Origin of the sequence: Streptomyces olivaceoviridis (assembly GCF_014650115.1) — a bacterium.
GTDB classification, from domain to species: domain Bacteria; phylum Actinomycetota; class Actinomycetes; order Streptomycetales; family Streptomycetaceae; genus Streptomyces; species Streptomyces olivaceoviridis.
The window spans coordinates 13,785-34,012 of the sequence record NZ_BMUI01000045.1; the positions used below are offsets into that span (position 1 = coordinate 13,785).

General features: G+C 72.4%; 19 protein-coding genes and 1 pseudogene. 13 read left to right on the forward strand and 7 right to left on the reverse strand.

The window, feature by feature from the left end; genetic code table 11:
* Positions 1–67 precede the first annotated feature (67 nt).
* The 5 genes from IE273_RS40155 to IE273_RS40175 all read left to right on the forward strand — a co-directional run bounded on the left by IE273_RS40155 (position 68) and on the right by IE273_RS40175 (position 5,463).
* On the forward strand, positions 68–2,080 hold the full coding sequence (locus IE273_RS40155; RefSeq protein ID WP_189820046.1) for an AfsR/SARP family transcriptional regulator: 2,013 nt from the start codon (positions 68–70) through the stop codon (positions 2,078–2,080).
* Between the two features lie 140 nt (positions 2,081–2,220).
* Positions 2,221–3,063, forward strand: coding sequence for an alpha/beta fold hydrolase (locus IE273_RS40160; RefSeq protein ID WP_189820047.1), 843 nt, complete (start codon positions 2,221–2,223; stop codon positions 3,061–3,063).
* 27 nt (positions 3,064–3,090) lie between these two features.
* Complete coding sequence (locus tag IE273_RS40165) at positions 3,091–3,810, forward strand: hypothetical protein (RefSeq protein WP_189820048.1); 720 nt, start codon at positions 3,091–3,093, stop codon at positions 3,808–3,810.
* Between the two features lie 160 nt (positions 3,811–3,970).
* Positions 3,971–4,993 carry a zinc-binding alcohol dehydrogenase family protein gene (locus IE273_RS40170; RefSeq protein WP_189820049.1) on the forward strand — a complete coding sequence of 341 codons (1,023 nt, stop codon included), beginning with the start codon at positions 3,971–3,973 and terminating at the stop codon, positions 4,991–4,993.
* 185 nt (positions 4,994–5,178) lie between these two features.
* On the forward strand, positions 5,179–5,463 hold the full coding sequence (locus tag IE273_RS40175; protein ID WP_189820050.1) for a hypothetical protein: 285 nt from the start codon (positions 5,179–5,181) through the stop codon (positions 5,461–5,463).
* Between the two features lie 375 nt (positions 5,464–5,838).
* On the opposite strand, the gene IE273_RS40180 is transcribed toward IE273_RS40175, so the two are convergent.
* A complete protein-coding gene (locus IE273_RS40180; RefSeq protein ID WP_373309489.1) occupies positions 5,839–6,411 on the reverse strand; it encodes a TetR/AcrR family transcriptional regulator in 573 nt (190 codons plus the stop codon).
* Positions 6,412–6,572: 161 nt separating this feature from the next.
* Between IE273_RS40180 and IE273_RS40185 the strand changes: the two genes are divergently transcribed.
* Entirely contained in the window at positions 6,573–6,998 is a 426-nt protein-coding gene (locus IE273_RS40185; protein ID WP_189820052.1) for a universal stress protein, read from the forward strand.
* 9 nt (positions 6,999–7,007) lie between these two features.
* Complete coding sequence (locus tag IE273_RS40190) at positions 7,008–7,718, forward strand: hypothetical protein (RefSeq protein WP_189820053.1); 711 nt, start codon at positions 7,008–7,010, stop codon at positions 7,716–7,718.
* Between the two features lie 195 nt (positions 7,719–7,913).
* Here the strand turns inward: IE273_RS40190 and IE273_RS40195 are convergent.
* A pseudogene (locus IE273_RS40195) lies at positions 7,914–8,297 on the reverse strand (glycosyl hydrolase); the annotation flags it as partial.
* Positions 8,296–9,756 (reverse strand): DHA2 family efflux MFS transporter permease subunit, encoded by a 1,461-nt coding sequence (locus tag IE273_RS40200; RefSeq protein WP_189820073.1) that lies wholly within the window; start codon positions 9,754–9,756, stop codon positions 8,296–8,298. The pseudogene IE273_RS40195 and the gene IE273_RS40200, both read right to left, overlap by 2 nt.
* A gap of 91 nt (positions 9,757–9,847) precedes the next feature.
* Here IE273_RS40200 and IE273_RS40205 point away from each other — a divergent pair, with 91 nt between their 5' ends.
* Entirely contained in the window at positions 9,848–10,279 is a 432-nt protein-coding gene (locus IE273_RS40205; protein WP_189820054.1) for a MarR family winged helix-turn-helix transcriptional regulator, read from the forward strand.
* Between the two features lie 148 nt (positions 10,280–10,427).
* Here the strand turns inward: IE273_RS40205 and IE273_RS40210 are convergent, their stop codons facing one another.
* Entirely contained in the window at positions 10,428–11,183 is a 756-nt protein-coding gene (locus IE273_RS40210) for a helix-turn-helix domain-containing protein (RefSeq protein WP_189820055.1), read from the reverse strand.
* Positions 11,184–11,418: 235 nt separating this feature from the next.
* On the opposite strand from IE273_RS40210, the gene IE273_RS40215 reads away from it, so the two are divergent.
* The gene (locus IE273_RS40215; protein ID WP_189820056.1) at positions 11,419–12,084 is read left to right on the forward strand and encodes a DUF4097 family beta strand repeat-containing protein; all 666 of its coding nucleotides are present in this window, start codon (positions 11,419–11,421) and stop codon (positions 12,082–12,084) included.
* Between the two features lie 183 nt (positions 12,085–12,267).
* Here IE273_RS40215 and IE273_RS40220 read toward each other — a convergent pair whose 3' ends face one another.
* The gene (locus IE273_RS40220) at positions 12,268–12,792 is read right to left on the reverse strand and encodes a DinB family protein (protein WP_373309490.1); all 525 of its coding nucleotides are present in this window, start codon (positions 12,790–12,792) and stop codon (positions 12,268–12,270) included.
* Between the two features lie 252 nt (positions 12,793–13,044).
* Here IE273_RS40220 and IE273_RS40225 point away from each other — a divergent pair, with 252 nt between their 5' ends.
* The 4 genes from IE273_RS40225 (at position 13,045) to IE273_RS40240 (ending at position 18,398) form a co-directional block, all read left to right on the forward strand.
* Positions 13,045–15,891, forward strand: a complete 2,847-nt coding sequence (locus tag IE273_RS40225) for an ATP-binding protein (RefSeq protein WP_189820058.1) — start codon at positions 13,045–13,047, stop codon at positions 15,889–15,891.
* Between the two features lie 104 nt (positions 15,892–15,995).
* Complete coding sequence (locus IE273_RS40230; RefSeq protein ID WP_189820059.1) at positions 15,996–16,988, forward strand: AraC-like ligand-binding domain-containing protein; 993 nt, start codon at positions 15,996–15,998, stop codon at positions 16,986–16,988.
* Between the two features lie 48 nt (positions 16,989–17,036).
* On the forward strand, positions 17,037–17,654 hold the full coding sequence (locus tag IE273_RS40235; protein ID WP_189820060.1) for an alpha/beta fold hydrolase: 618 nt from the start codon (positions 17,037–17,039) through the stop codon (positions 17,652–17,654).
* 84 nt (positions 17,655–17,738) lie between these two features.
* On the forward strand, positions 17,739–18,398 hold the full coding sequence (locus tag IE273_RS40240) for an RNA-binding protein (protein WP_189820061.1): 660 nt from the start codon (positions 17,739–17,741) through the stop codon (positions 18,396–18,398).
* Between the two features lie 27 nt (positions 18,399–18,425).
* On the opposite strand, the gene map is transcribed toward IE273_RS40240, so the two are convergent.
* Positions 18,426–19,193 (reverse strand): type I methionyl aminopeptidase, encoded by a 768-nt coding sequence (gene map / locus IE273_RS40245; protein WP_189820062.1) that lies wholly within the window; start codon positions 19,191–19,193, stop codon positions 18,426–18,428.
* Positions 19,194–19,267: 74 nt separating this feature from the next.
* The gene (locus IE273_RS40250; RefSeq protein ID WP_189820074.1) at positions 19,268–20,068 is read right to left on the reverse strand and encodes an alpha/beta fold hydrolase; all 801 of its coding nucleotides are present in this window, start codon (positions 20,066–20,068) and stop codon (positions 19,268–19,270) included.
* Positions 20,069–20,228 lie beyond the last annotated feature (160 nt).

Consider the following 20,228-nt stretch of genomic DNA (forward strand, 5'->3'; position numbering starts at 1 on the left):
CTGATGACCGCCCAGCGGGCCCGCACCTACCTTTTCGGCGTCCGGACGGTGAAAGGAGGACGCCTCGATGCCCGTGACAATGACACCGCGTCGACGCATCGGCGGAGAACAGGGTCCGGTACCAGCGGTACGTTTCACGCTGCTGGGCCCGGTGCGGGCCTGGCGGGCCGAGGAGGAACTCCCGCTCGGCCCGCGCCAGCAACGCCTGCTCCTCGCGGCGCTGCTGGCGGGCGCGGGACGGCCCGTCCCGCTGACGGAACTCATCGGCCTGCTGTGGGACGGTGACCCGCCGGTCAGCGCGGTGAACGCGGTCCACCGGTACGTCGGCTCGCTGCGGCGGCTGCTCGAACCGGGGCTGCCGGTCAGGTCGTCCGGCCGGTGGCTCGTCCGGCAGGCGGGGAGCTACCTGCTGCGTGTCGACGCGGACGGTCTGGACCTGCTCAGGTTCCGCGACCTCGTCCGGCAGGCCCGCGCCACGGCCGCCACGGGTGACCTCCCGGCGGTCGTCGACATGTATCTGGAGGCGCTGGACCTGTGGCAGGGCCACTGCGCGGAGGACCTGGGCGCCGTCACCGCGGTGCACCCGGCCTTCGCCATGGTGGAACACGAATACGCTCCGGTCGTGTGCGAGGCGGCCACCGCGGCCCTGGGCTGCGGCCGGGCCGGCTCCGTGCTGCTCTCCGTGCGGCAGGCCGCCGACCGCTGCCCGCTCGACGAAGCGCTCCAGGCGTCCCTGCTGCTCGTGCTGGCCGCGGACGGCAAGCAGGCGGAAGCGATCATGCTGTACCAGACCGTCAGGGCCCGGCTGTCGGACGAACTCGGGGTCGATCCCGGCGCGGAACTGCGGGCCGCCCACCAGAGCGTGCTGCGTGGCAGTCCGCCGGAGGCACGGGTGCCGGCGTCCACCGGGTCCGCGGCACCGCCCGCCGCCCCGCCTCCGCGATCCGGGCCGCCGTGGATCGAACCGGCCCAGCTACCGCCGGACCTGCCCTTCTTCACCGGACGCGAGCGAGCCCTCGACCAGGCGCTGGACACCGCGCACCGGGTCGGCGACGGCCTGCGCGTCGTGGCTGTCGACGGCATCCCCGGGGTCGGCAAGACCGCGCTGACGGTCCACTTCGCCCACCGCGTGGCGGCGGACTTCCCCGACGGGCAGCTCTACACGGATCTGGGCGGCTTCGCGGCGCACGGTGACCCCGCGGATCCGGGTGAGGTGCTGCACGGGTTCCTGGAAGCCCTGGGCGTGGACCGGCACCGTATCCCCGCCTCCCCGGCGGCCCGGTCGGCGCTCTTCCGCAGCGTCCTGTCCGGGCGTCGCGTGCTCGTGGTGCTCGACAACGCGTTCGACGCGGACCAGGTGCGACCACTGCTGCCCGGAACCTCCGAGTGCATGGTCGTGGTGACCGGCCGGAGCCGGCTGATCGGTCTGGCCGCCGCACACGGAGCACGGCTGCTCTCCCTGGACCTGCCCTCGGTGGCCGAGGCGACGGCGTGCTTCCTCCGACGTGTCGGCCCCGCGCGGACCGACGTCGACGTGGCCGTCGTCGAGGAGATCGTGGCGCGCTGCGGCCGGCTGCCGCTCGCCCTGGCCCTCGTGGCCGCCCGCGCGGCGAGCCGCCCCGAGCAGCCGCTGACCCGGCTGGCCGCCGAACTGGCCGCCGCGCAGGGCGGTCTCGGCGGCTTCGACGAGGAGGACAGCGCCAACGCCGTGCGCGGTGTCTTCTCCTGGTCCTACCGGACGCTCGGTGCCGAGGCCAAGCGGCTCTTCCGGCTGCTGCCCCTGCACCGGGCCTCCGACGTGAGCACGGCCGGCCTGGCGAGTGCGGCCGGTATCTCGCGGGACGCGGCGGCCACGGCTGCCGGTGAGCTGGTGCGCGCCCGTCTGCTGGAGGTCCGGGGCCGTGACCGGTACGGCGCGCACGACCTGGTACTGGCCTACGCGGCCGAGCTCGACGGTCCGGGGGAAGCGGACCGTCCAGCCGCTCCGCGACGCTCGTACGTGCACTCCCGTCGGTCCGCGCCGCCCGTGGCACGGCCGCTGCCCGGCCGAGCCGACGCACACCTGGAGGGGGTCCTGTGACACCACAAAGTTTCCACTCCCCGTTCCGCATGCTGTGCGCGGGCAGCGCGTGGCCCGCTCCGGAACGGACGGCGAGCCCGCGGAAAGCCGCCCCGGCTTCACCACCCCCAGGATTCCGATCCCGTTCCGGCAGGAGAGACATGTCCGCTGTCACCCACCACACCGCTCCTACGCAGTTCGTCGAGGCCGACGGTGTCCGCTACGCCTACCGCCGGCTCGGCTCCGGCGGCGAGGTGCCCCTCGTCATGCTCCAGCACTTCACCGGCAACCTCGACAACTGGGACCCCGCCCTCGTCGACGCACTCGCCGCCGAACGCGAGGTCGTCCTGGTCGACTACCCCGGCGTCGCCTCCTCCACCGGCGCCCCCGCCACCACCGTCGCGCAGATGGCACAGCAGATCATCACCTTCACCGCCGCCCTCGGCCTGGAACAGATCGACCTGCTCGGCTTCTCCATCGGCGGCTTCGCCGCCCAGGACATCGCGCTGGTCAGGCCCCGCCTGGTCCGCCGTCTCGTCCTCGCCGGAACCGGCCCCAAGGGCGCCCCCGGCATGCACGGCTGGCGGGGGGACATCGAGACGCACGCCCGCGCCGAGGTGCCCACCGGCGAGGACCTGCTCCACATCTTCTTCGCCCACACCGAGACCGGCCAGGCCAAGGGCGTGGAGTTCCTCGGCCGGTTCACGGCCCGCACCGAGGGCCGGGACGTGCCCAGCAGCCTCGCCTCACGCGACGCCCAGTACGACGCCGTACTGGAGTGGGGCATCCCCGACCACTCCGCCTTGCAGCGCCTCACCGGCATCCAGTGCCCCACGCTCATCATCCAGGGCGACGACGACCTGATGATCCCCACGAAGAACAGCTACCTGATGGCCGGCCTGATCCCGGACGCGCGGATCCGGATCTACCCCGACGCCGCCCACGCCTCGCTGTTCCAGTACCCCGCCGAAGCCGCCGAGGACGTCAACGCCTTCCTCGGCTGATCCCCGCCACCTCATCAGGAGAACACCATGTCCGACCTGCTCAGCACCATCTTCGACGCCTACGGCGGGCGCACCCGCTGGGAAGAGGCCCGCCGGATCACCGCCCGGCAGTTCTTCGGCGGCGCCCTGTGGGGCATGAAGGGCCACCCCGGCGCCCTCGACGACGTCGACGTCACCGTCGACCTGCGCCGCCAGTACGTCACCCAGAAGCCGTTCTTCCACCCCGACCACCACACCGCGTTCTCCGCCGACCGCGTGGCGGTGGAGGACTCCGACGGCAACGTGGTCGAGGAACTGACCGATCCCCGCGCCTCCTTCGCCGGCCACGACCTGATGACGCCGTGGACGAGGCTCCAGCTCGCCTACTTCTCCGGCAGCGCCATGTGGACGTATCTCGCCGAGCCGCTCTCGCTCACCTACCCCGGCGTGCGTACGGAGGAGATCGGCCCGTGGACGGAGGACGGGGAGAAGTTCCGGCGCCTGCACATCACCTTCCCCGACAGCATCGCCACCCTCAGCACCGAGCAGACCGTGTACGTCGACGCGCAGGGCCTGATCCGCCGACGCGACTACAGCGTGGAGATCGCCGGCAACACCCCCGCCGCGCACTACGTCTCCGGCCACCAGGAAGTCTCCGGACTGGTCGTCCCCACCACACGGATGATCTACAGCCGCGACGACAACGGCAACAAGGTCCCCGAGCCGCTCGTCGTCTTGGTCCGGCTCGAAGACGTCGCGGTGTCCTGACCCGCCGGCGCACCTCCGCCGCGGTGGACCCGGTCGGGACGGGCACCACCGCGGCGCTCCGGTGCACGGCGGCGTGCTCGGTACCGAGCCGCAGAGTCCGGGGCCGTCCGAACGGCCCCCGCCCTCATCACGACCCATCCGACCAGGAGAACCCTGCGACATGACCACCACCATGCGCGCCGTCGCCTACCGCGCGTCCCTGCCGGTGACCGACGACGAGAGCCTCCTCGACGTCAGGCTGCCCGTGCCCGAACCCGGCCCCCGGGACCTCCTCGTCCAGGTCGAGGCCGTCGCCGTCAACCCGGTCGACCACAAGGTCCGCAAGAACCAGGACCCGAACGGCCGTGAGCGCGTGCTGGGCTGGGACGCCGCCGGCACGGTCGTCGCGACCGGCTCCCAGGTGGAGAACTTCAGGCCCGGCGACGAGGTGTTCTACGCCGGAGCACTCGACCGGCCGGGTGCCAACTCCGAGTACCACGCGGTCGACGAGCGTCTCGCCGCCCTGAAGCCGACCACGCTGACCTTCACCGAGGCCGCGTCGCTGCCCCTGACCTCGCTCACCGCGTGGGAAGGTCTGTTCGAGCGGATGGGACTGCACCACGACCTGATCGACGAGACGGGTTCCCTGCTGGTGACGGCGGCGGCCGGCGGTGTCGGAGCCGTGGTCGGTCAACTGGCCCGCGGGCTCACCGATCTGACGGTGATCGGGACGGCGTCCCGGCCGGAGACGGTCGACTTCGCCCGCCGCATGGGCGCCCACCACGTCGTGGACCACCACCAGGCGTTGCTGCCGCAGCTCGCGGAGGTGGCCCCCAACGGCATCGACCATGTCTTCAGCACCGCGGGGACCGACCGCGACCTGGCGGCCTACGCCGAGGCCCTCAACCCGTTCGGGCAGATCGTCGCGATCGACGACGTCGAGGACCTGCCCGTCGGCCTGCTGAAGCCGAAGAGCATCGGCTTCCACTGGGAGTTCATGTTCACCCGCTCCCTGTTCCGGACCGTGGACATGGACCGGCAGGGCGAGATCCTCACCCAGGTGGCCCGCCTCGTGGACGCCGGTGTCATGGTCAGCACCGCGACCCGGGACCTGGGCCCCGTCAACGCGGCGAATCTGCGGGAGACCCACGGCATCATGGAATCCGGCACCGCCATCGGCAAGATCACCCTCACCGGCTTCTGAAACAGCCGGCAGAGGTGTCGCCGCATGCCCGGTCCTGACGGTTCGGGCAGGAGAGTTGCACGTTGGTGCCTCGTCCACGGCGGACCCAGGTGTCATGAGCTCCTAGGGGGGAACGTGAGCGAAGCGGCTTCGGGCACATGAGGCGTGCTTTCCGCAAGCGCCGCCGGAGAGGGACTCGTGACGACGTGAACATCGTGATCGAAGCTGGTGTGACGGCGGGCATCGCCGAGGACGGGGTGCTCACGTTGCTGTCGCCCCACGGCGCTCCCCACGTCTACGCGCCCGAGGCTTGCGCCATGTGGATCGCCCTGCGACTGCACGGTGGGGACGTCCAGGCCGCCGCCGCGGTGCTCGGGAGCGCGTGGAACGCCGACGTCCCGGCGGTTCGCCGGCTGCTCCTGGAGCAGGTGGCCGACTGGCAGCGGGCCGGCCTGGTGAAGACGTCTCCCGAACCCGTCCACGCCTCCTGACGGTGGAGCCCACGGCAGCACCGGCCTTGCCCGCGTGCGCCTCGGCGAACTGCCGGCGGCCGGCACCTCGTTCGCCCCAGGGCACGGACGGCTGGCGGATCCGGCCGTCCCGCGGGTGCCGGGCGTCCCGTCGCGGGCCGTAGTTCAGCCTCGACTGCCCGCCGGAGCGGACGGCAGCCGGCGCAGCGTCACCAACTGCCGTACGGCGTGCGGGCCGTGGGCCATGAAGAGGCCGGCCGGTCGCACGCGCTGCGCACACTGCGCCAACAGGACGCCTGCCGTGCGCTCCTGGGCGGACGAAGCGCGCCCCCTGCCGGTCGAGCGGGCACCGGTGCGGTGGTGCCGATCGCCCCGTTCACCGGAAGAACGCGGCTGTCACGCTCTGATCGCGTTGAGGGCCAGGTCGAGGGAGCGCATGGCCGCGCTCTCGTCCCGCGTCGCCTTGCCGCGCAGGCTCGCGCCCTCGAAGGCGTCGATCAGGAAGGCGGCGAGGTCACACGCGGGTTCCCGGGACGTGATCTCCCCCGACCGCTGCCCCTCCTCGATCACCGGGGCCAGCTCGCCGACCCACGCGGCGATGCTGCGGCATACGACCGTGCCGACCTCCTCGCCGACCATGGGTCCCTCGCTCGCCATGGTCATCAGCAGGCATCCGTACTCGACGCCGGTGGAAATGGTGCGCGAGTCCTGGGCGGCGAAGTGTGCGCGCAGCCGCTCCACCGCCGACAGGCCCTCGGCGGCGAGCATGCTCACATCCGTCCCGCGGCTGTAGCGGCGGACGATCTCGGCGGCGAGTTCCTGCTTGCTCTTGAAGTGGTTGTAGAAGGAGCCCTTGGGCACACCCGCGGCATGGGTGATGTCCGCGACGCTGGCGCCGTTGAAGCCCTGACGACGGAACACGGTCTCCGCGTGTTCGATCAGCTTTCCCCTGACGCTCACCTGAGGCATGGCACTCAATATGGCCGGTCGGCTTACGGTTGTCAAAGTTGATGTTGACTTCTAAGACGACCAGTCATATTGTCGCCGTGGGGGTCTGTCCACCCTCCTCGCCCTACCGTCACCACACCGCCCGAGCCCCGGCCGCAGCGGTCGCAGAGAGGAAGAACTCCGTGTTCGAACGCATCCTGGTGGCCATCGACCCCAGCGCCGCCCGGAAGACGGCACTCCAGATGGCCGGTGAGCTGGCCCGCCCGGCGAACGCGACGGTCCACGTGCTGCACGTCGTGCCCTCCATGGTCGCCGGCGACACCGTCGTGAAGCTGGAGGAAGAAGCACAGGGCGAGGCGATCCTGGAGGAGGCCCTGGCCACCCTCCGCGACCTCGGTGTCGAGGCCGAGGGGCAGCTGGCGCACAGCCTGACGAACCAGGTGCCCGCCGCCATCTCCGCCGCGGTGGAGGACTTCAAGGCGGACCTGCTGGTCGTCAGCCCCCACCACCGTGGCGCGGTCGCGGCCTTCTTCAACCCGCGGGTCAGCGACGCCGTCGCGCACGCAGGCGGAATCGCCGTCCTGCTGGCTCCCGAGGTGAGCCGGTAACACCGAACGGTGGTGATGGCACGGCGCTGGTACGCCTCTTCTCCCGTGGTGGACGGTCTGCCGTTGCTGGCGGAACCGGAGTTCTGGGCCGCCCATCCGGTCGACCTGTACGACGGAGCGCTGGTGGAGTCCTTCGGCGTGGACCCGGCGGACGCCGAAGGCATGCTGGAGCGCTTGGGTGACAAGGCTGCCCGGCCGGCGTTCCGGATCCCGCTCGCGGGCGGGCACGGCATCCTCGTGCACTACAACAGCGGCGAGGAGTACACGTCCACCGACTACTTCATCGTCCATCCCGACTGGCGGACCGACGGCCTGGTCCTCTCCAGCACGGACGAGGACCGCATCGGCCCCGGCCTGTGCTGGCCCGAACTCGCCGCGCTGCTCGACGCCCCGGGGGACGGGGAGGGAGTGACCGATCCGCACGCCCGGCTTCTGCTGTTGCTGCCCGTCCTGGGCGACACGGACGTCCCGGCCGGAGCCGTCGCCCGGGTGCGGCAGGCGCTGATCGCCCAAGGCGCCCCGGACGACTGTGGGGCCCTGGCCCGCCGGCTCCTTCAGGGGCACCCCATGTGGGGAGCCGCCACCTGGTCGTACGACGAGGACGAGCGCGCCTGGATCTGCGCGGGCGAACACAGCCCCCGCAAGACGCCCCTCGGTGATCACCTCCCGGACGCACAGCGCACGGCCCTGGAGGACTGCCTCACGCCGGCGGCCGGCTGATCCGGCCAGGCGGCACTGGGTTCCGGCACCGTCGGCGCCCTGGCCTGCCGTGAACTTCTCGCGAGTCCGCCACTCCCTCCGTGGCGGGAGCGGCACGGGTCACGTTCGTCCCCGACATGACGCTCACCCCGTACGCGCGGGAGGGGCGGCCCCGGACGCCCCGGGCCACCCCTCCCCTTCACCGCGCGGGACGCGTCAGCCGAGGTCGCGCACCTTGATGGTGTGGATGCCGCGGCCGTGGGTGGCCGCGTACAGGGTCCTGCCTTCGGGGCTCAGCTTCAGCTGGAGCACGGCGACGGCCGGGAGGCCGCCGACCCGCTGCCACTTGGTACGGCCGGGCGCGCGGTAGACGACGCCCAGGTCGGTGGGGACGGCGAGGCCGCCGTTCGGCGTGACGACCGCGGAGTCGGCCGGCACGTCGGGCAGGTCGGCGGAGATGTCCTTCCAGGTGGTTCCTCCGTCGGTGGACTCGAAGACGTGGCCGACGCCGGCGCCGGGGCCCTCGGTCCAGTGCCGGGAGAAGCCGTTGACCGCGAGGAAGACGTGGTCGGCGTTCTCCGGGTCGACGGCGAAGCCGCTAGCCGACCCGGTCGCGTCGGCGACGGCGGACAGCGGGCCGGTCGGTCCCGGTCCCGCTGCCGCGGGCGGCGGCGCGGGCCGGGCCGTCGGGCAGGGTGAAGGTGAAGACCGCCGTCGCCGCCGCGATCGCGGCGAGGGCGAGATACGCGTGCTGGTACGCGCTGACGGGTGGTGCCGCGCCGGTGTCCGGCGGGGTGCCGAGGACGAGGGCCGTGGTCACCGCGGCCGGCGCCAGCGCGCCGCCGGTCTGGCGGACGACGGTGTTCAGCATGGTGGCCTGCGCGAGGTCCGTGCGGTCGACGGTGGCCAGGGAGGCGACCGTGGTCGGTATGAAGAAGCAGCCGATGGCGGCCCCGAACAGGAACATGTAGCCCCGGAAGGTCCACACGCCGGTGTCCGCGTCGCAGGTGGCGAGGAGCACCAGCACCGCGCTGACCCCGGTCAGGCCGCAGCCGACGATCAGGCGCGGACCGACCCTGGCGTACAGGACGCCGACGATCTGCACGGTCAGCAGGACGCCGAACGCCTCGGGGAAGGTGGTCAGTCCCGACTCCAGCGCCGTACGGCCCTGGGCCTGCTGGAGGAAGAGAGGGCTCAGGTACAGGGCGCCCATGATGGGGACAAGGCCGACCAGATTGATCAGGTTGGTGTCCCGGAAGAGCCGGTCGGCGAACAGCCCGAGCCGCAGCAGGGGGTGAGCGGTGCGCAGTTCGACGGCGACGGCGGCGGCCAGCAGCACCGCGCCGAGGACGAGGGAGACGAGGACGGCGGCGGAGGTCCAGCCGCGGTTGGGTCCCTCGCTGACGCCGAACATCGCGCTGCCCAGCGCCCCCGCGCTCAGCAGCAGGCCCGGCAGGTCGAAGCGGCCTGGCCGGCCGCCACGGTCGCCGGCCAGGAACAGGGCGCCGAACAGTACGGCCGGCAGGCCGACCGGCAGATTGACGTAGAAGACCCACCGCCAGGACAGGTGGTCCACCAGCAGCCCGCCCAGCACGGGGGCGGCGGCCGGGGCGATCTGCTGCGGAATGATCATGTAGCGGGAGATGCGCACCTGCTCGGCGGAGGTGAACGTGCCGAACAGCAGCGCGGTGGAGGCCGGGAAGAGGACGCCGGCCGACAACCCCTGTACGGCACGGTAGACGACGAGCTGGCCGAGTCCCGCCGCCGCCCCGCACAGCAGCGACGAGCCGAGGAAACCGGCCAGGGCGGTCAGCAGGACGCGTTTGCCGCCGAATCGCTCGACCAGCCAGGCCGAGGCCGGTATGGCCATGGCCAGGCAGACGGGATAGACGACGACCACCCCGTCCAACGCGGCGGTGGTCAGCCGGAACTGACGGGCGATCGAGGGCAGGGCCACCGTCGTGATCGCTCCGTCGACGATCGCGATGAACGTCACGCTGACGCACACGACGGGGACGACCAGACGCTGGCTGATGCGGGCGGGCAGTGCGGACAGCACGGAGTGACGTCGGCGCATATGCTGAGCATACGCACTATGTGCTTACTCAGCATATGGCTTCCATACTGCGGGACAGGGGAGACTGGGCACCATGGCAGTGCAGGGCAGCAGCGACATCCTGGTCGACGAGCTCTACGAGACGACGTACCGGCTACGGCAGTTCGTGGAGGCCCGGTTGAGGGAGAAGGGGGCCTCCGTGGCCCGGCTGCGCGCCATGCGCATGCTGGCCTCCGCCCCGAAGCCGCTGCGGATGCGGGACCTGAGCGAGATAGCGGGCATCGCGGCCCGTACCGCCACCACGATCGTGGACAGCCTGGAGCGCGACGGGCTCGTGGAGCGGGTACGCCACCCACAGGACCGGCGCGCCTTCCTGGTGCGGCTCACCGACGAGGGGCTGCGCTGCCACCGCGAGGCGGAGGAGATCGACCGCCTCGCCCTCGCCGAGGCGACCGCCGCCCTGAACGCGGACGACCGCGCACAACTGCGGGCGCTGCTGGGGCGCATCCGCGACCACACCGCCTGACGGAGTCGCCCCGACCGGGTGCGGGTACCGCGCGCCCACCCGCCTTCCGCTACCCGCGCGCCGCTGGAGCGCCGGCTCGCCGGGCAGTCCGGCTGCCCGGCGGGAGGGGTGGGATCCCGGTGGTCACCCCGCCGTACCGCCCGGACGGCTATCCGTGGTGCGGGCCGGGTCGGGTGGTGTCGTTCGGGGTGGTGGCGGGTTTGGTGTGGAGAACTTCGCGGGCCTGTTCGGCGGCGCGGGTGATGCTCTCGCTGATGAAGTCGAGAAAGCGGGCGATGTTCTCCAGACGGGCGGCGGCGGGGGTGTGGGACCCGAGGACGGTGACGCCCCGGCGTGCGGTTTCGACGAGCTGGTCGTTGGCGCGGGCGCTGGCGATCGTCGCCTGGTAGAAGAGTTCGTCGTCGACGACGTAGCGGTCGCGGCGGCGTTCGTCGCGCTCCCGGCGGACCAGGCTCTGGCCCTCCAGGAAGGTGATCGCCTTGGAGACGGACGCCGGGCTGACCTGGAGGCGCTGGGCGAGTCCGGACGCGGTGAGGCTGCCCGCGTCGGTGGTGAACAGGCAGGTCAGCACCCGGGCCGTCATCTTGGGCAGCCCCGAGGCCATGAGGACGGTGGTGAGCGCCTCCTCGTACTCGGCCACGGCCTCCGCGTCGCGTCCGTGCGACTGGGGGACCGACTGCGGGTCCAGGGAGGAGGCGGGCCTGCGCCGGCGTGCGCGGCGTTCGGTGGCGCGGTGGGCCAGCTCGGCGCGGTAGGCGGCGGGGCCGCCGTTGCGCATCACCTCACGGGTGATCGTGGAGGTCGGACGGCCGAGGCGCCGGGCGATCTCTGCGTAGGCGAGACCGTCGGCCAGCCCCAGCGCGATCTGCTGGCGTTCCTGCTGAGTGAGCCTGCCTCCCGGCAACGGGGCCTCCTCGGGGGTCGTGCACGGCGGTTACCGGGCCCACCATAGCGTTCACCACTGCTCCATTGCAATGAAGACGGAGGGGTGTCGTTGCGTTACCAATGGAGCCGTTGCAACACTTTAATGCCTTCTAGCTGCACGAATGCAGATCAGATGCAACAAGTACGTTGTTGAGAATTGGAAAGCAACGTAGCGTTTCCGTTGTCGGAAACAAGAACGAACACGGGAGAGCACGATGCAGAAGTTCGACACCGCCGCCCCGGTCACCGCCGTCGTCGACATCCCCGCCGGCCGCGTCCAGTTCATCGCCTCGGACCGCGCCGACACCACGGTCGAGGTCCGGCCCGCCGACCCGTCCAAGAGCCGTGACGCCAAGGCCGCCGAGCAGACCACCGTCACCTACACCGACGGTGTCCTGCGGATCACGGCCCCGGCCGGCGGCAACCAGCTCTTCGGTCCCTCCGGCTCCCTGGAGGTCACCGTCCAGCTGCCCGCCGGCTCCGGCATCGAGGGCAAGGCCGCCGGCGCCGAGTTCCGGGGCGTCGGACGCCTCGGGGACGTCGCCTTCGACGGGGCGTACCGCCGGATCAAGGTCGACGAGGCCGCGAGCGTCCGCCTCACCGCGCTCGACGGCGACGTGGAGGTCGGCCGGCTGAACGGTTCGGCGGACATCAGCACCGCCAGGGGCGACATCCGGATCAGCGAGGCCGCGCACGGGACGGTCGTGCTCCGCACCCAGTCCGGCGACATCTCGGTCACCGCCGCCGACGGCGTCTCGGCGACCCTGGACGCCGAGACCGGCCGCGGTCGCGTACACAACGCCCTCAGGAACGACGGCACCGCCGCACTGGACATCCGCGCCACCACCTCCCACGGTGACATCTCCGCGCGCAGCCTCTGAAGGAGTGGCGCCAGGACCGTCCGGCCGCCGCCGAGGACCCGGCCGGCGGTCCCGGTGCCCACGGGGCGCGCCACGACGGCCGCTCCGTGCCCTCCTTCTCCGACCACCATGGCCGCCAGGCATGGCGGACCACTCGCCGGCGGGCGGCGCCCGTGCCACGGCTCGGGCCAGGTCGTCAAGTCGTCAAGTCGTCAGGACCAGCCAGCGCCGGCCGTCGATGAGTTCCCGGGCCGCGTCGAGGTGGCCGGCGTGGCACGCCGTCTCGGTGATGACGTGCAGCAGGACGTCGCGCAGGGTGTGCAGGTGCGGTTCACCGAACAGGTCGTGGGGCCACCAGGCCAACCCGGCGTCGGCAGGGGTGCCGGTGATCACGGCATCGGCGAGTTCCGTCTCCTGCCTGTACCGGTCGAGCACGTCGACGGCCGAGACCTCCGGGGCCACCTGCCACGCTTCGTCGCCGCTCGTCAGACCACGGATGACCTCCTCGTCCCCGGTGAGGACCGCGCGGAACCAGAACCGCTCCACGTCCAGCGCGAGGTGCTGGACCAGTCCCAGGCAGTGCCATCCGGAGGGCAGCACGGGCCGGCGCAGATCCTTCGCGTCGAGCCCGTCGAGGATGCCGAGGACGTGGCGCCGCTGTCCGTCCAGGGCCCGGAGAAGTGCCCTGACCTCAGCGTCCGGAGTTGTCTCACGCAGACTTTCGGTCACGGTCACCCAGGATCGCCGAAACCCCGTGGCCGTGCGGTCAGTTCCCCGAAGTCGCCCTCCACTCCGGGAGGAGGTGGGACATCCGACTCCGTTGCCGCTGCGGACGCCATCCCCCCAGGCTCGGCGATCATTGTCACAGTGCGCACCACGGCGGCGCTGACCTGCGGCTTTGTAGGGTGGTGAGGGCGGGGTGTGCCGCGTCCGTGCGGCGGGCCGGGGCCCTGCCCGCTTCGATGCCTGGTGGAGGGCCGTGTGGACCGCTTCCTACAGCCGCGGATGTCGGCTCGTGCCGACGGCGTGCAACCACGTGTACGGGGCCGTGACGAGGAGCTCGCCTTCCTCGGCGCACGTTTCGACGCGTTGGCCGAAGGCCGCGGCGGTGTCGTGTGCATCGAGGGTCTTCCCGGGAGCGGCAAGACGCGTCTGCTCGCGGAAGTGCAGCGCATGGCGGTCGAGCGCAGGCTGCGTCTGTTCCGGGGAGGCGCGGATCCCGACGGCCAGTTCGTTCCGCTCGGGCCGCTGCTGGACGGGCTGTCGACGGGCTCGGGTTCGTTGTTCGACGTGGACAGGCTGCGGAGTCTGGCCGCGGCCCCCGAGCAGCGGTTCTGGTTGTTGCAGGAGTTGCAGGACCGGCTGGAGCAGGTGGCGCTGGACACGCCCTTGGTGATCACGATGGACGACGTCCAGTGGCTGGACGACGTGACCCTGCTGGCGCTGCGGACCTTGTCGGTCCGGTTGTCGGCCCACGCCATCCTGTGGGTGGTGACCGTACGCAGCACCGTGGTCGCGCCGGGCGTCCGTACGATGATCGACCACCTGGAGAGCATCGGGGGACACCGGCTCCCGCTCGGTCCGCTGCCGGACACCGCGGTCACGGGGATCGCGGAGGACGTGCTGGGAGCCGTGCCCGACGAGGCCACACTGAGTGTGGTGCGGCGGGCCGAGGGCGTGCCCCTGCTGGTGGTGGAGCTGTTGCGCGGCTTGCGCGAGGAGCGGGCCGTCACCGTCACCGACGGCGTGGCGGTGCTGACGGGGCCGGCCCTGCCGACGGGTTTCCAGGGTTCGGTGCGCCGGCATCTCGACCAGATCTCCCCACAGGCCAGGGAGGTCGTACGGGCCGCCGCCGCGGTGGGCCGTACGGTCACCGTCGGTCTCCTGGCCGAGTTGCTCGGCACGCCGACCGCGGCACTGATCGGGCCGGTTCAGGAGGCTCTGGACGCGTCGCTGTTCGTCGAGGAGGGCGAGCGTCTGCTGTTCCGTCACGACCTGTTCCGCGAAGCCGTGGAAGGCAGCCTTCCGGTGGCGGTGCGCAAAGCGGTGCGGCGGCACGCGGCCGACGTCCTGCTGCGGCGTGGCGCGCCGGTGACCGAGGTGGCCGCCCTGCTCGCGGACAGTGCCGAGGCGGGTGACCGGGTGGCCGTGGAACTGCTGCGGCAGGCCGCCGCGGAACTGTCGGCGTCCGCTCCGTCGTCGGCCCTGGCGCTCAGCCGGCGGGCCCTGGAGCTCACGGACGGAGGGGCCGCGGAGCGTCCTGTGATCATCGCGGAGACGGTGCTGCTGTTCTGGCAGGCCGGGCAGGCGGCCGAGGGGCGGGCGCTCGCCGCCGCCGCGCTGCCGGGAACGATGGCGCCGGAGGCCGAGGCGCAGGTCCGTCTGGGGCTGGCCCGGGTGTCGAGTCAGTACGACTTCACGGAAGCCGTCCGTCAGGCGCGTGCCGGAGCCGCCCTGGCCGGTGCGGCACCCGCGTTGCGGGCCCAGTTGCTGGCCCTGGAGTGTCTGAACCTCTCGATGGTCGGGGACTTCCGGGCGACCGCCGACGCGGTGGCCGAGGCGCTGGACGCCGCCGACGACGCGGGGGACGGGGCCGCCCGGGCGACCGCGGTGGCGGTCGATTCGGTGGTGTGGTTCTACCGGCTGGACTGGGACCGGGCCTTCGCCCTCGCCGAGGACGCGGCCCGGCTGGCCGCCGACGTGGGTATCGCGCACTCCTTGTGGGTGCCGGAGGCCCTGTGGAAGGCGTTCCTGCTGAACGCGGCGGCCCGCGTGGAGGAGGCGCTGGAGGAGTCCGCGTCCGGCGTCCGCGAGACCCGGCGGCAGGGCCAGGCCGCGGCGATGAGTCTGTGGCTGAGCAACCGGTGCCGGGTACTGCTGGACGCCGGCCGGCTGGAGGACGCGCGAGCGGAGGCGGAGGCGGCGGCGGCCATGGTCCAGGACCTCGGCCTGGGCAACTTCGCCGACGCGACCGTCCTCTACACGCTGCTGCGCGTCGCCGTGCACACCGACGACCGCGAGGCGGTGCGGGCCTACGCCGCCGATGTGCGCGACCGCATGATCGCCGATCCCGCGCTCCTGGTGCGCAATGTGGGGTCCTGGCTGCTGGCGCTGGTCGCGGACTACGAGGGCCGTCCCGATCGGGCCATGGAGGTCCTGTCCGAGGCGGTCAGCACGTTCGGCCTGGTGGGTCCCTCGCTGGCGAGTCCGGACGATCCCGCCGACACCGTCGTCTTCGTCCGCCTGGCGCTGCGGGCGGGGGCGACCGGGCGCGCCGCCGAAGCGGTGGCGACGGCCGAGCTGCGGGCGGAGCGCAATCCCCGCTTCCCGGTCCTGGCGGCCGTCGCCGCGCACGCCCGCGGGCTGCTCGACAACGACCTGGCCGTCCTGCTGCGCGCCGTCGAGCTGTACGAGGGCGTTCCCCGGCTGCTGCCCCGGGCGTCCGCGCTCGAAGACGCGGGCCGCAAGCTCGCCTCGCGGCGCGCCGCCGAGGCCGTCCCGCACCTGGACGCCGCGCTCAACCTCTACACGCAGGCGGGCGCCGAACGGGATGCCGCGCGCGTCCGGCGCCGGCTGCGTGCCGTGGGTGCCCCCCGGCGCCGTACGTCGTCCCGGAGGCTCGCCGCCGCCTGGCCCGAGCTGACCGCCTCGGAGGTGGCGGTGGTCCGGCTGGTGGCCCAGGGGCTGACGAACGGCCGGACCGCCGAGCACCTGGGCATCTCCCCGCACACGGTCAGCTCGCACCTGCGGCACGCGTTCACCAAGCTGGACATCACCTCGCGGGTCGAACTCGCCCGGCTCGCCGCCGAGCGGGAACACGCTGAGTAGTCGCTCCGTATCCCACGACCGCTTCCGCGATCGGCGCGGATCGTGGGAAGCGCGCGGTACGCGCCGGTCGTGAAGCTCGTCTGGAAAGAAAGCGAGACGACTTCATGGCTTTGCCTCCGTCCGTCCCGGACGCGTGCGACGACGCGGACAGCTTCTACACCACTGACGCGCTGCCGCCCGGTGCGGACAGGCAGGGCTACTGGCGCGACGCATGGTCCCGGACCTTCGGGACCGTCAGCCTCTCCCTCCCGCACGACGCGTACTCGGGCACCATCCACACCACACCGCTCGGCCCTCTGCGGAGCGTCACCGTGACCGGCGACCGCCTGTCCGTGCGGCGCGGCCCCCAGCACATCGCCGCCGGGCCGGAGAGCGCGCACGTGGTGGTGAACGTCCTGGCGACAGGCGTCGCCCGGATCGAGCAGGACGGCCGGGACACCCGCCTGGGCCCGGGGGACGTCGTGGTCTACGACACGGCGCGCCCCCTCCGCCTGGACATCCCGGAGTCGTTCCAGGCGCATTCCCTCGTCCTGCGCCGACGCGACCTGGGCCTGAGCGCGCGACAGACAGCCGACATCACGGCCACCCCGCTCGGCCCCGGCACACCGGTGGGCACCTTGATGTCTCCGTTCATCACCAGGCTCGTCGACAAGGCGGGCACACTTCCCTCGCGCACCCGTGAGCTGGTGGCCCACACCACGCTGAATCTGCTCGCCACGCTGATCGACGAACGGATCGGCAGCACGCGCCAGGGACCTCGGGGCGGCGGCAACCGCGCCCTGCTGGAACGCGTCCGGACGTTCATCGACGAACACCTCACCGATCCCGCGCTCTCCCCCGTGATGATCGCCCGCGCCCATCACATCTCGCCGCGCTACCTGCACAAGCTCTTCGAGGGGGAGAGCACCACCGTGAGCGGCTTCGTCCGGCAGCGCCGGCTGGAGGCGAGCCGACGCGACATGACGCGCCACGCCGGCAGGACGATCGCCACCGTGGCACATCAGTACGGCTTCGCCAGCGCCTCCCACTTCAGCAGAGCGTTCCGCGCGCAGTACGGCGTCTCCCCCGCCGAGTGGCGCACCGCCCAGCAGTCGTGACTCGACCGGAACGGCGGCACCGTCCCCCCACCCATGCCAAGGAGTGACGTGGTCACGACTCCCACCGCCCTTCTTCTCCATGGGGCCTTCACCGACGCGAGCATCTGGCTGCGCGTCGTCGCACGGTTGCACCACCACGCCGTCCCGGTGACAGCTCCCGCGAACCCCCTCGGGGGCCTGGCGGCCGATGCCGCGTACATCTCCTCCGTCGCCTCGCGGATCGCCGGCCCCGTCGTGCTCGTCGGCCACGCGTACGGCGGCACGGTCATCTCCGCCGCCGGCACGGCGCCGAACGTCGTCGGACTGGTCTACATCGCGGCGTACGCCCTGGCGGAAGGTGAAAGCGTGCGCGACCTGGAGCGACGCTTCCCCTCCCCCACCGTGGCCGGCCACCTCGAAGAGATGGCGCACCCGCTCGGCACAGGGCATCCCTTCGCCGAAGTCGCCCGCACCGAGGCCGCACCGGCCGCGGCGTGGCGGACCCGGCCGTCCTGGATGCTGCTGGCCGGCGCCGACCCGGCCAGCAGCCCCGAAGCCGTGCGCTTCTGCGCCAGGCGGGCCGAGGCGACACTCCTCGAAATAGGCGGTGCCACACACGCCGTTCCCCTGACGCACCCGGCAGACGTCGCCGAACTGATCCGTGACGCGGTACGGGCGACGACCTGAATCGCACCCGGGGCGCACGCACGCGGTGGTCCCTGACCGTTGCCCGGTCCCCTGGCAGCGGACGATCATTGGTACGGTCACGCCATGGCTACCGCAGAGCGATCAGTGAGCGGCCCGGTCACCGCGGCCGACGTCGAACGTGCCGTCCGCTCGGCGCTCGCCACTCTGCGTGCGGCCGAGGCGCGGGACTGGAGTGTCACGGCCGGTTCCCTGGAGTGGGACTGCTGGGAGACCGTCGAGCACCTCGCCGACGACCTGTTCTCCTACGCCGTCCAACTCGGCCCGGCGAACCCGCTCCTGGACACCCATGTGCCCTTCGCGTGGAGCCGGAGGAGGCCGGGCGGCCCGGCGAACGCCGTCTTCGCGGACCGCGAGGCCGGTACGGCGGGTCTGCTGCACGTGCTGGACGCCAGTGGCGCCTTGCTGACCGCGATCGTCCGCACCGCACCGCCCACGGTGCGGGCACACCACGTCTTCGGTGCCTCCGACCCCGAGGGTTTCGCCGCGATGGGCGTCGTCGAGACCCTGGTGCACACCCACGACGTCGCCGAGGGCCTGGGGCTGGAGTGGACACCGCCCGCCGACCTGTGCGACCGCGTGCTGGCCCGGCTCTTCCCCGACGCCCCGGCCGATACCGACCGGTGGCGGACCCTCCTCTGGGCGACCGGTCGCTCAGCGCTTCCCGGCCGGCCGCGCCTGACCACGTGGCGCTGGTACGGCACGCCCCGCGTCGACGCTCAGTAGTGCGGTGGCGTCCCGCTCACGGGGGCGTCAGGGCAGGGTCAGGACGCGGGGGCCCTGGTCGGTGATGGCGACGGTGTGCTCGATGTGGGCGGCCCTGCTGCCGTCGGTGGTGCGCAGGGTCCAGCCGTCGGCATCGGTGCGGTAGGTGTTCCGCCCGCCGGCCATGAGCATGGGTTCGATGGCGAGGACCAGTCCGTGACGGAGGGGGAAGCCGCGGCCGGGGCGGCCACGGTTGGGGACGTGGGGGTCTTCGTGCATGCGCCGGCCGATGCCGTGGCCGCCGAAGTCGGCGGGCATGCCGCAGCCCGCCTTGCGGGCGACGGTGTCGATGGCGTGGGAGATGTCGCCGATGCGACCGCCCACCCGGGCGGCGGCGATGCCGGCGTCGAGGGCTTCCTGGGTGGCGTCGATCAGGTCGACGTCGCCGGGGCGCGGCGTTCCGACGGTGAAGCTGATGGCCGCGTCGCCCGTCCAGCCGTCGAGTTCGGCGCCGCAGTCGATGCTCACCAGGTCGCCGTCGCGCAGCCGGTAGCCGGTGGGGATGCCGTGCGACACCGCATCGTTGACGGACGCGCAGATCACGGCCGGGAAGGCGACCGGGGCGAAGGACGGCCGGTATCCGAGGAACGGGGAGCCGGCTCCGGCGTCGGCCAGAACCGCCCGTGCCGCTTCGTCCAGTTCTCGCAGGGACACCCCCACACCGGCCGCCTCCCGGACCGCGGCCAGGGCGCGGGCCACCACACGCCCGGCTTCCCGCATCGCGTCCAGTGCGGCATCGGTCTTGATCTCCACCATGTCTTCGTCTCCCCGGAGCACGTCGACCCAATACTTATACCGGTATTAGTATCACGGTCGGGGGCGACGGCTCCTCATCGCCGTGAGGGGGCGACGGCGCCGCGGGTGGTTGCCAGGAAGTCGACCAGGGCATCGGCGATCGCCTCGGGGGCCTCCAGGGGAAGGAGGTGCCCGGCGCCGGGGACGGTGGTGAGGGTCGCATGCGGGACGTAGGGCAGCAGGCATGCGCGCAGCACAGCGGGTGGCTCCACCTTGTCGTGCTCGCCGGCCAGCACCGCCACGGGGACTCGGATGTGACGGGCCTGTTCGGTGATGTCCTGCGCGATCCCCCGCAACGGCCACTCCGTGCGGGCCTCGGGGGCGGCGGCGAGGCTGTCCCGCACGATCGCGTCCCGTACCGGCGCCGGCACGGACACGGCGGTCAGGACGTGGTCCAGGGCGTGGCCGACGGACTCGGGCGAGTCGTAGGCGTGGGACAGCGCCTGGCGGTACTCCTCGGTCACGGCCGGGGCGGGCCGCGCGGGAGCGGGCGCGACCAGGACCGCGCCGATCAGGCCGGCGGGACGGCGGGCCGCGACCAGTTGGCCGACCTTGCCGCCCATGGAGTGACCGACGAGGACGAAGGGGCCCGTCACGCATTCCTCGACCACGCGGAGGAGGTCGTCGGCGAGCCGGTCGAGGTGATACGGCCCCGGCAGCTGCCGGGAGGTGCCCCAGCCGCGCTGGTCGAAGCGGACCGTCGCCTGCTCGGGCGGCAGGCGCCGGACCACCTCGTCCCACGTGCCGGCCGAGCCTCCCCAGTAGTGCGCGAACACGAGCGTGGGCCCGCGCTCGCCCTCGATCCGGGCCTCCAGGGAGCCGCCGGCCACGGCCACGGTCTTTGTAGTATTCGACACTCGTCCATCTCCTCGATGTCGCGCAGGCGGTGACTCCCGTAGGGCTCTCGCCCGTCCGGGGCTGGGCACCTGCCGTCAGGTACGGGGACGACGCTATGCCGGTGGAGCACTTCCTCCTGGTGGAAAGAGACTGATCTGT

Coding starts and splice junctions, on each gene's coding strand:
- IE273_RS40155 (WP_189820046.1), top strand. CDS start 68: ATGCCCGTGACAATGACACCGCGTCGACGCATCGGCGGAGAACAGGGT.
- IE273_RS40160 (WP_189820047.1), top strand. CDS start 2,221: ATGTCCGCTGTCACCCACCACACCGCTCCTACGCAGTTCGTCGAGGCC.
- IE273_RS40165 (WP_189820048.1), top strand. CDS start 3,091: ATGTCCGACCTGCTCAGCACCATCTTCGACGCCTACGGCGGGCGCACC.
- IE273_RS40170 (WP_189820049.1), top strand. CDS start 3,971: ATGACCACCACCATGCGCGCCGTCGCCTACCGCGCGTCCCTGCCGGTG.
- IE273_RS40180 (WP_373309489.1), bottom strand. CDS start 6,411: ATGCCTCAGGTGAGCGTCAGGGGAAAGCTGATCGAACACGCGGAGACC.
- IE273_RS40205 (WP_189820054.1), top strand. CDS start 9,848: ATGGCAGTGCAGGGCAGCAGCGACATCCTGGTCGACGAGCTCTACGAG.
- IE273_RS40215 (WP_189820056.1), top strand. CDS start 11,419: ATGCAGAAGTTCGACACCGCCGCCCCGGTCACCGCCGTCGTCGACATC.
- IE273_RS40230 (WP_189820059.1), top strand. CDS start 15,996: ATGGCTTTGCCTCCGTCCGTCCCGGACGCGTGCGACGACGCGGACAGC.
- IE273_RS40240 (WP_189820061.1), top strand. CDS start 17,739: ATGGCTACCGCAGAGCGATCAGTGAGCGGCCCGGTCACCGCGGCCGAC.
- map (WP_189820062.1), bottom strand. CDS start 19,193: ATGGTGGAGATCAAGACCGATGCCGCACTGGACGCGATGCGGGAAGCC.